Origin of the sequence: Bacillus sp. V3B (assembly GCF_024494465.1) — a bacterium.
GTDB lineage: Bacteria > Bacillota > Bacilli > Bacillales > Cytobacillaceae > Bacillus_BD.
In genome coordinates this window covers 1-8,046 of sequence record NZ_JAETXM010000048.1, presented here as the reverse complement: position 1 = coordinate 8,046, position 8,046 = coordinate 1, and the positions used below count along the sequence as shown (strand labels likewise).

At 34.0% G+C, this 8,046-nt stretch carries 13 protein-coding genes; 4 read left to right on the top strand and 9 right to left on the bottom strand.

Annotation, left to right across the window (positions count from 1 at the left end; genetic code table 11):
- Nucleotides 1–263 precede the first annotated feature (263 nt).
- The 4 genes from JMM81_RS22975 to JMM81_RS22190 form a co-directional block, all read right to left on the bottom strand.
- Entirely contained in the window at nucleotides 264–548 is a 285-nt protein-coding gene (locus JMM81_RS22975) for a hypothetical protein (RefSeq protein WP_309143519.1), read from the bottom strand.
- 97 nt (nucleotides 549–645) lie between these two features.
- Entirely contained in the window at nucleotides 646–1,095 is a 450-nt protein-coding gene (locus tag JMM81_RS22970) for a hypothetical protein (RefSeq protein ID WP_309143518.1), read from the bottom strand.
- Between the two features lie 162 nt (nucleotides 1,096–1,257).
- The gene (locus JMM81_RS22965; RefSeq protein WP_256243730.1) at nucleotides 1,258–1,437 is read right to left on the bottom strand and encodes a hypothetical protein; all 180 of its coding nucleotides are present in this window, start codon (nucleotides 1,435–1,437) and stop codon (nucleotides 1,258–1,260) included.
- 275 nt (nucleotides 1,438–1,712) lie between these two features.
- Nucleotides 1,713–1,976, bottom strand: coding sequence for a CBO0543 family protein (locus JMM81_RS22190; protein ID WP_256243729.1), 264 nt, complete (start codon nucleotides 1,974–1,976; stop codon nucleotides 1,713–1,715).
- 233 nt (nucleotides 1,977–2,209) lie between these two features.
- Between JMM81_RS22190 and JMM81_RS22185 the strand changes: the two genes are divergently transcribed.
- The gene (locus tag JMM81_RS22185; RefSeq protein WP_256243728.1) at nucleotides 2,210–2,422 is read left to right on the top strand and encodes a hypothetical protein; all 213 of its coding nucleotides are present in this window, start codon (nucleotides 2,210–2,212) and stop codon (nucleotides 2,420–2,422) included.
- A gap of 148 nt (nucleotides 2,423–2,570) precedes the next feature.
- On the opposite strand, the gene JMM81_RS22180 is transcribed toward JMM81_RS22185, so the two are convergent.
- The 4 genes from JMM81_RS22180 to JMM81_RS22165 form a co-directional block, all read right to left on the bottom strand.
- Entirely contained in the window at nucleotides 2,571–3,017 is a 447-nt protein-coding gene (locus JMM81_RS22180; RefSeq protein ID WP_256243727.1) for a DNA mismatch repair protein, read from the bottom strand.
- Nucleotides 3,018–3,251: 234 nt separating this feature from the next.
- Nucleotides 3,252–4,160, bottom strand: a complete 909-nt coding sequence (locus JMM81_RS22175) for a cupin domain-containing protein (RefSeq protein ID WP_375162438.1) — start codon at nucleotides 4,158–4,160, stop codon at nucleotides 3,252–3,254.
- Between the two features lie 588 nt (nucleotides 4,161–4,748).
- Nucleotides 4,749–5,516 (bottom strand): carbon-nitrogen hydrolase family protein, encoded by a 768-nt coding sequence (locus tag JMM81_RS22170; RefSeq protein ID WP_375162437.1) that lies wholly within the window; start codon nucleotides 5,514–5,516, stop codon nucleotides 4,749–4,751.
- Nucleotides 5,517–5,868: 352 nt separating this feature from the next.
- A complete protein-coding gene (locus JMM81_RS22165; protein ID WP_256243724.1) occupies nucleotides 5,869–6,252 on the bottom strand; it encodes a VOC family protein in 384 nt (127 codons plus the stop codon).
- Between the two features lie 515 nt (nucleotides 6,253–6,767).
- On the opposite strand from JMM81_RS22165, the gene JMM81_RS22160 reads away from it, so the two are divergent.
- The 3 genes from JMM81_RS22160 to JMM81_RS22960 all read left to right on the top strand — a co-directional run bounded on the left by JMM81_RS22160 (nucleotide 6,768) and on the right by JMM81_RS22960 (nucleotide 7,477).
- Entirely contained in the window at nucleotides 6,768–6,989 is a 222-nt protein-coding gene (locus JMM81_RS22160; RefSeq protein ID WP_256243723.1) for a YczI family protein, read from the top strand.
- A gap of 119 nt (nucleotides 6,990–7,108) precedes the next feature.
- The gene (locus tag JMM81_RS22155) at nucleotides 7,109–7,279 is read left to right on the top strand and encodes a hypothetical protein (protein WP_256243722.1); all 171 of its coding nucleotides are present in this window, start codon (nucleotides 7,109–7,111) and stop codon (nucleotides 7,277–7,279) included.
- Nucleotides 7,280–7,477, top strand: a complete 198-nt coding sequence (locus JMM81_RS22960; RefSeq protein WP_309143517.1) for a helix-turn-helix domain-containing protein — start codon at nucleotides 7,280–7,282, stop codon at nucleotides 7,475–7,477.
- A 138-nt stretch (nucleotides 7,478–7,615) separates the two neighbouring features.
- Here JMM81_RS22960 and JMM81_RS22145 read toward each other — a convergent pair.
- The coding region (locus JMM81_RS22145; protein WP_256243720.1) for a zinc-binding dehydrogenase at nucleotides 7,616–8,046 on the bottom strand (431 nt) is incomplete at its 5' end.

Sequence of the window (8,046 nt, the reverse complement as noted above, 5' to 3'; positions counted from 1 at the left end):
ATGAACTTCCAAGCGTTTTTGTACATATCTTGTATTTATTTTATTCCATGGCTATGTTAACGATTTATGTTGAAAATTTTCCTTTGGTGTATGCGGCCATGTGTTTGATTCCATGGAATAACGTAATGGACGCTTATACCAAAGGCATTTAAAGCATCAACAATATTGTTTAACAAAACCAATTCAATAAGAATTATCCATCTACTTTGGCAACTACCAATGCTAGATGTTCCCAAAGTAACGTTTTCACTTTCCCCACTAGTTCATTTGGACATTCTATTACTAAAACCACTTCTGACTTTTTTCCTTTTTCTTTTATGAATTACTTTATACAAGATGTAATCAATCATAAATCCAAGTATAAAACCAATTACTCCACCTATTACCCCCCAATAAATCGAACCCCACTCCAATACAAAGCTTACACTTGCTCCAATAACAGAAAATGCTGTTCCGATCGCTTCCCCCTTATCAAATAAGCTAATCCCATCAGCTCGATGAAGCGTATCAAATAATTTTCTTTCTTGCACTCGGTTCATAAGTAGCACAGCGAGAACCTGCTCTTTTTGTATTCCGCCTTTCTCTACAGCTGTAATCGCTAACTCAAGATACGTTGAGTGCTCAAAAGTAGAAAAGATTTGCCATCTATTTCACCTCAGTTACGGATACAGGGATTTTCACACGATATTGTTGATAGTTCTTCATTAGAAATTTCCTTTGTTCACTTTCAAATAGTTTATTGTTTTCCACTGTATTAACGTAAAAATCATACACACCAAATGCGATGTGCGAAGGCATAAATAAAAACCATTGCGGGTCAATTACTCTTGTTGCTTGTCCACCTTCTCCTAGGAAAAGGTGATGAACAGCGACAAGAACATTTGAAAAGTACACAAAAACAATCATAAAAGCCATCGTGAAAACAGCTGTGATCACTCGGTGGATATATAATTTCCCCAATCCCGGTGTAAAAAAGGAGCATAACACTGCCATTATCCGTCTTCTTTTATCTAAATAATTAATTTCCAAAGCACCAATAGTATACGAATTAAAATTCGCATCTTCTCGTTCAGCTAATATAAATACTTTGTTCATATCGACCTAAGTTCGGTAACTATCCCATATGGCGAAGATATAGACAGGAAGATACAAAAGCATCCATCTTGGTTCAAGAACTTCCTTTGCCATCTCAATGTTCCCAGTAAAAGAATAGATAATAGCATAATTTAGATTAGCCATATTATTTACAAGAATCTCCTACAGAAATAGTGAATAGCCTTTAAGATATTTAGATAAGAGGAGGTGACCAAAACCAGGAAACGCAGCTGACCACCAAGCAATGATATAGGGGTTTCGTAAATGTAGTTGTGTAGTCCCAGCAACACTTACATGGGCTTTATAGCGTTTAGCTGTATTATCACTAGTATAGTTGTCCATTTTAATGCCGCCTTTTTAGAAAATACTTAATTGATCATCACTTTCCTTGAAGATTTTTTATCTAGTTTCCTTATGATTCCTATCACTAACCTTGTTGATAGGAACTTCACAACAATACCGATAAAAGTATGATACCACTTCCATCCCTTCTTCCACTTAATCAAGGACGTTTTTCTCTCTGCCCATAATTCGATGAACAATATAGCAATGTAGGAATGGCAAATAGAAAAACCTTGTAAAAGATGGCAAACGACTTATCTTTAAAAGTCAGTTGATTATAAAGGATTGTAATAAATGAATACACAAAAAAAATCAAAATTAACGCTTTTCTCAAATAGTTTAGGCAATAAATGAACTGGATATTTTATTATTTTAAGTGATGTGAAAATATTATCTATGATTCCGTTCGTAACCGCATTAAATAAATAAACAATGATCCAATCTTTTATCGGTGGCTTCCTAAGAGTAATGGGTAAAGCCCCTAATGCAACGACTAAAGTGAGCCTCAAAAAAAGCTTGCTGAATTTTCTTTCCTTCATAAAGCATCCCACCCTTCATGAATTAGAATGCTTCAATACAGAAAAATTATTTCCTTTTTTTCTAAACGCCTTCGTTCACACATTGAAAAAGAGATTGCCGAAGCAGTCCCAATCCTAAATAAACGCTTGCACTCCTTCAGCTGAATAAGAAAACTCGAGAAAATAATTGGTATTCAAAGGAAATAACCTCCTTTATGTCGAAAATAATAGATAAAGATGAAGGGGATGACCCAATGAATAAAGTTGATTTATTAAAAACACTACGCAACTCCAGTCGAGGTAATTTGTTTGCAATAGAGATTCCAAAGGCTACAACAGAAGATGAAAAAAAGATTGAAGAATGGGTTGGAGAATTAGAAAGTGAAGGGAAAATCAAGGTAAGAGAATGCATGCAGCGAGAATACTCCGTTTATTTACATGGAATCATGAAGTATGCATCCGAATAATTGGTTACCTTTTTATTCGAGTGAAACACAGCAATACGGCATCTGAGTTCTTCAACTAATAAACTCCGTTAACAAATAAGAAAAAGGCTGTCACAACAGCCTTTTTCCCTGGAGTAACGAAGAAAACCCTCATTGATAGAAGTCTTCTTTATAGTTTTTCCATAACAAAATCGTGTTGTAAATGCCGCTCTAATCTTTCTAAATTACCCCCATCTTCTACAAAAGCATTGAATCTATCAGCCATTAACTTTCCTGATTTTTTATTAATGTGTTTAACTTTCAGTAAGGTAGTCACCTTCACAATATTAGGAGTCCTATCTTCACGATGTAATTTACCTGGAATTTTTGTCCATAATTTTTCCCAATCATCTAATAACCCGACCTCTTTAAAATACTGTTTTTGCAAGCCGCATAACCACGCCATACAAGAGGTATTCCGCTTTTGACAACCTTCCTGATCCTTTAAAAATTCACACCCCTGACAACAAGAATTTCCACTTCTAATACAGACATTGCAAATTTCATTAGCTCCAATTTCTTCAAATACTTCTAACCCATACTGGATAAGATGCTCTTTTTTCATTTCAATACTCACTATTTTCTCCCACTTTAATTGGTTTATAAAGGAATTTAGGGTTTGTAAACTTTCTCTCTATATTAGTTTGACACCAAATTCCAAAATCCATCCTCTAATAACCGAATTTAAAGCAGATCATTTATAGTTGGATATTACTGATCAAAAACAAACAAAGGATGGAAATAAAGTAAAGTAAATGAAATAAACATCAACTTTTTTCCCATCCTCATATATATTTTTAATTCAATTTAATTAGTGGTATTCGTTTTCTTCAGAAGCCATTGCAATGGCTTTCGTTTCATGAACGGTACCATATGGATGTTCAGGTGGCGCATAGATAGCGTAAACTTTAAGTGGTTTATTACCCGTATTGGTTACATTGTGCCATTTTCCAGCAGGTATCATAATGGCATAGTCATCATAAGCTTGTTCTTCAAAATCTAGATTATCTTTACTATCCCCCATTTGCACAAGTCCTTGACCTTCTTCAATACGTATGAATTGATCAGTTGTCGGATGAACTTCTAAACCAATGTCATCGCCAACATCGATACTCATCAGAGTCACTTGCAAATTGCTTCCAGTCCATAAAGCGGTGCGGTAAGTATTGTTTTGCCTAGTAACCTCATCAATATTAACGACAAATGGTTGTGATCCATAATCTTTTAATGCTTCCTCATTTAAAACATCCAATCGTGTAGCATTTTCTTTTTCACCAGTAGAAGCATGCAAAAATACATGTTGAACTAGTGGATATGGAGTAAGCGAGTAATTCTTTCGATATTCTTCATAACCCTCTACCCCTGCTTCATGAGCTTTTTGTAAACCTTCTTTATAATTTTGAAAAGGAACTTTATCGATTTGGTACACAGGCTGTCTTCCAGTAAAAGTGATATAAAGATCAGTAAATTGTTTCAAATGAGCTTTTTTGTTTTCTAAAACATGAAGAATGTCATTTTTATGCTTTTGGTTTGGCGCTACATGTGCTAATCGACTATACAGATCAATGGCTGAAGCTTCTCTTTTTATTCCAGCAAGTATAGCTTCAAATACTTGTTGAGAATGTTCTTGATGTTTTCTTGACACAGAGTCTGAGTGATACATTGGTTGATTCACATTAGCATAATAAGGATATGAGTATTTTTTAGGAACATAATACATTTTGGTCATTCCCTTCATAGGTCTATAAAAAACATCATATGCCTATGTTTAGAGAATGTACTTCGATTTCTATTAACTTATTATAAAATGGGCTTTTAGCTCAAAAAACGTTACTCCATTTATCTGATTAAAAACCTTGTTACTTTAATAAGAATTAAAGTCTTATATTAAAAAATTCAAACTTTGCCAAAGCGCAACTCCTAAAAAGAAAACGATTATTATCAAAGTAAACCAAGAATAAAAGTTCTTTTTGTTTCGCGATATTTTGTAGGCAAAGAATATTAGAATACAAATTAATATTGCCATGCCCGCCATTGCTAATATTGTATTAAATAGGAACATAATCAATCTCCTAACACAAATCTCTGTCTGTTTTAACATAAATATCCAATTTTACCATTGAGTTCTATTACACAATCTGGATCAATTCAAAAAGCGCACTTTGTCAAGACGTGCGCCCGATAATTGAAGATCATCAGTTATATAGTTTCGTATTATATTCCTCAAAGTGTATGTAACACAATAAGAATATTAACTTTGCTTACGTTCAAGTGTTCCAAAATACTTAAACAAACTGATATTAAAAAGTTAAGATATATATTCAACTTGAAACTCAGAAGAAATTAAATCCATCTTCTCTACATTCCAATCAAAAGTTAGAATGGCCGATTGTACCGATTTATGCGACAGAAGACGTTTCCCATTTTTAATGATCATACTTTCTGCTCCCCAAAAGGTAACTGTTTCGTCTTCTCCCGTTCGATTACAGACGAATAAAGGCAATCCAGTATCGATTGATCTCTGTTCCCACTCACCGTTTGGCTCATGCAAACCTGGCCCCCAAGAAGATGGAGCTACTATCATTTCTGCTCCTTTCGCTAATAAATTATGTGCAATCTTGTCTGTATAAGCATCTGCACATATCATAATTCCAACTTTCATGCCTTCCAAATCGATCGTTTCAATGGTAGTACCTGAATGACACCAGCCATCTGAAATAGTGGCGATCTTCCTTTGTCTTCCTATTAAATCTCCGTCTCTATTAATTACAAATACTGAATTATAAAGCTCCTCATCATCAGACTTTTCAGGACAACCAAGAAATACATTCGTATTTATAGACTTAACCAAAGCACAAAAATGGTTCATCCATTCATCGGGTTGCTTTTTAATCCAATCTGTTCCAATTTTTTGAGAAAATTGCAACCCACTAACAGCCAACTCTGGTGTTATAATCCAATCCACATTTTTATTTGCCACGAGTTTCACTGCTCTTTCAATTAAATCTTGATTATATTGAATATCCCCAACAATAGGTAATAAGTGCAATAAAGCGATTCTTATTTCCCTCAACACAACTCCCCCTTTTTTGGTATTGAAATGCTCTCCAATCCAATGATTAAAATCATATCACTATGCATTTTAATCCTAAATATAATTTTCAAAGCGTATCTAATAAAGACCAAATTCCTTTTTCAACTAATTGGCCATTAATCAAACAGCTTAGGTCTTCGAATTACCTTTTATGCTAAATGGCTCCACATAAAAAGACACCTTCTTGTTATAGTAGAAACCTTCATAATCTCTTTTTACAATCTAACATACTATCCAATTCTTTTTACAAAAAGAAAAAGCGCAATTCTTGAATCACGCCCTTTTGTTGAAGAAAGACATAACAAGTAAATAAACTTAAAGAAAGAAGGTTTTATTATTCCTCTTGGATTTGTATAAGGTTACCGCAAGTATCATCAAATCTTGCGTAAGTTCCCCATTCCTCTTTTGTTGGCACCATAGTAAATTTAACTCCAAGTTTTTCCAATCTTTCGTACTCTTTTTGAACATCTTCTACAAAAAAAGATGTGAAAGGTATCCCTTGTTCATATAGAGCTTTTTGATATGTCTTGGCAGCAGGGTTTTCGTTAGGCTCAAGAAGTAACTCAATCTCATCTGCTCCATTAGGCGATACAACAGTTATCCATTTAAACTCACCTACAGGAACGTCGTGTTTTTTAATAAAGCCTAGTATCTCTGTATAAAATTTAAGGGCTTTGTCTTGATTATCAACAAATACACTAGTAAGTTTTATTTTCATAAAAATCCTCCATTTAATTTAATCACTCAAGAATTTTGACTCCAATTCCCCTTCAAAAATCAGATGTAATTATTATTGAATTACAAATTAAGCTTATCACATATCATTGTTGTTGTTTAACGAAACTGCTGCTTATCTACAGTATGTTTTTCCACTGTATTCAACGTATTTTATGATAACAAAAGTGGTAGTTTTCTATCTTTGTGGAAGCATTATATACAGTAATTATTTATAGTTTTCAACGTACACAAAGATAGGACTTTATTTAGAGAGGTGAGTATGATAGGGATAGGCTTGATCGCCTGACGAAACAATTGCTTCAGCCTTTCAAGACAAATCATGCCCACAGAGGCCCCAAGTCAAATCCTTAACCACTTATCTTGGCACACATGTACACAAAGATAAAAGGTGCATTCTATCAGGCTTTTGTCGATAATACTGTAGATAAAGCCAGATTGTTGAAAGAAAAGGTATCTACGTTGAAATATAAAGAGTATTATCAAGGGGATGTATCTATGTTGAAAATTTCAAGAGTTATTTTAGCAGTAATAGTTATAACTATGGCAGGTTATGGCTTGCTAACAGAAAATCACTGGCTACAACCATACATGTTGTTCTTCTTAGGTTTAATGATGTTGGTTATGGGATTAGAAGAATTTCAAAAAGGAAGAAAAGTTTATGGCTATCTTAGTTTATTTGTTTTTATGTTTCTACTCATAGTATTATTCATCACCTAAATGGGGCTATTCTGCAAGATCAGGATAGGACAGCACAGCTGCTACAGTAGGATCTTACGAAAGGGTGCACTTCTGCTGATTAGGATTCAAGTTATGAGATAAACTTGAGGAGGACTTCTATGGCATTATTATTTTGGCCATTTATGATTGCTTCAATTATATTTTCATTTATAGCTTTAGGTTCCAAGAAGGCAAAATTTCTTGTCATTTCCTGCATACTTATAATCCCATTATCACTCTATTTAGCTGCAACACTACTTTTTGAATGGTGGGATCTGATATTTCCATAAGTGACAATCCACTATTTTTTCATAAATCCTCTATCAAAACTCATATCAAAATCTATATATCATAAAGTGAATCAACAAAAGTTGAATCAGGCTATTGCAATGTATCATTCTGAACAGATGACAGTAAAGGAAATTCAGGAAGCTACAGGGGTTTCGGCTGCTACAATATATCGGGAACTAAAAAAAGAGCAAAATTAGTAGGTTTGCTCTTTTTGTTTTTATCCTTTGTTCCACTATAGCGCCGCCCTTTAATGGAACAGGTACCTTCCTACCGATTACAAATAATCATCAAACTGTGAAGTAATTTTTAATGTTAAAATAGGCTATTTGAGCTTTCTATAGTTTAAGAAGAGTTCTTCCACGTACGTTTCCTGCTAAAATACTAGCCAATACTTCTGGAAGCTCTTTTAAAGAAATCTCGTTAACTATGTCTTCATTTAACTTTGTTGGTTTCAAATCATCACCTAGACGGTTCCAAATTTTCAAACGCTTATTCATTGGATATGTAACCGAGTCAATACCAAGCCAATTTACACCTCTTAAAATAAAAGGACGAACAGTTGTTGAAACATTTGTCCCACCTGTTAAACCACATGTAGCTACAGATCCTCCATATTTCAAACTACTTAGTATGTACTGAAGAGTTTTCCCACCCACAGGATCGATAGCACCAGCCCATTTTTCTTCACGAAATGGTGTTTGATCTGTATCTATTATTTCATCACGATGAATAACTTGTTTAACCCCTAAGCTTTTTAAATAAGGCT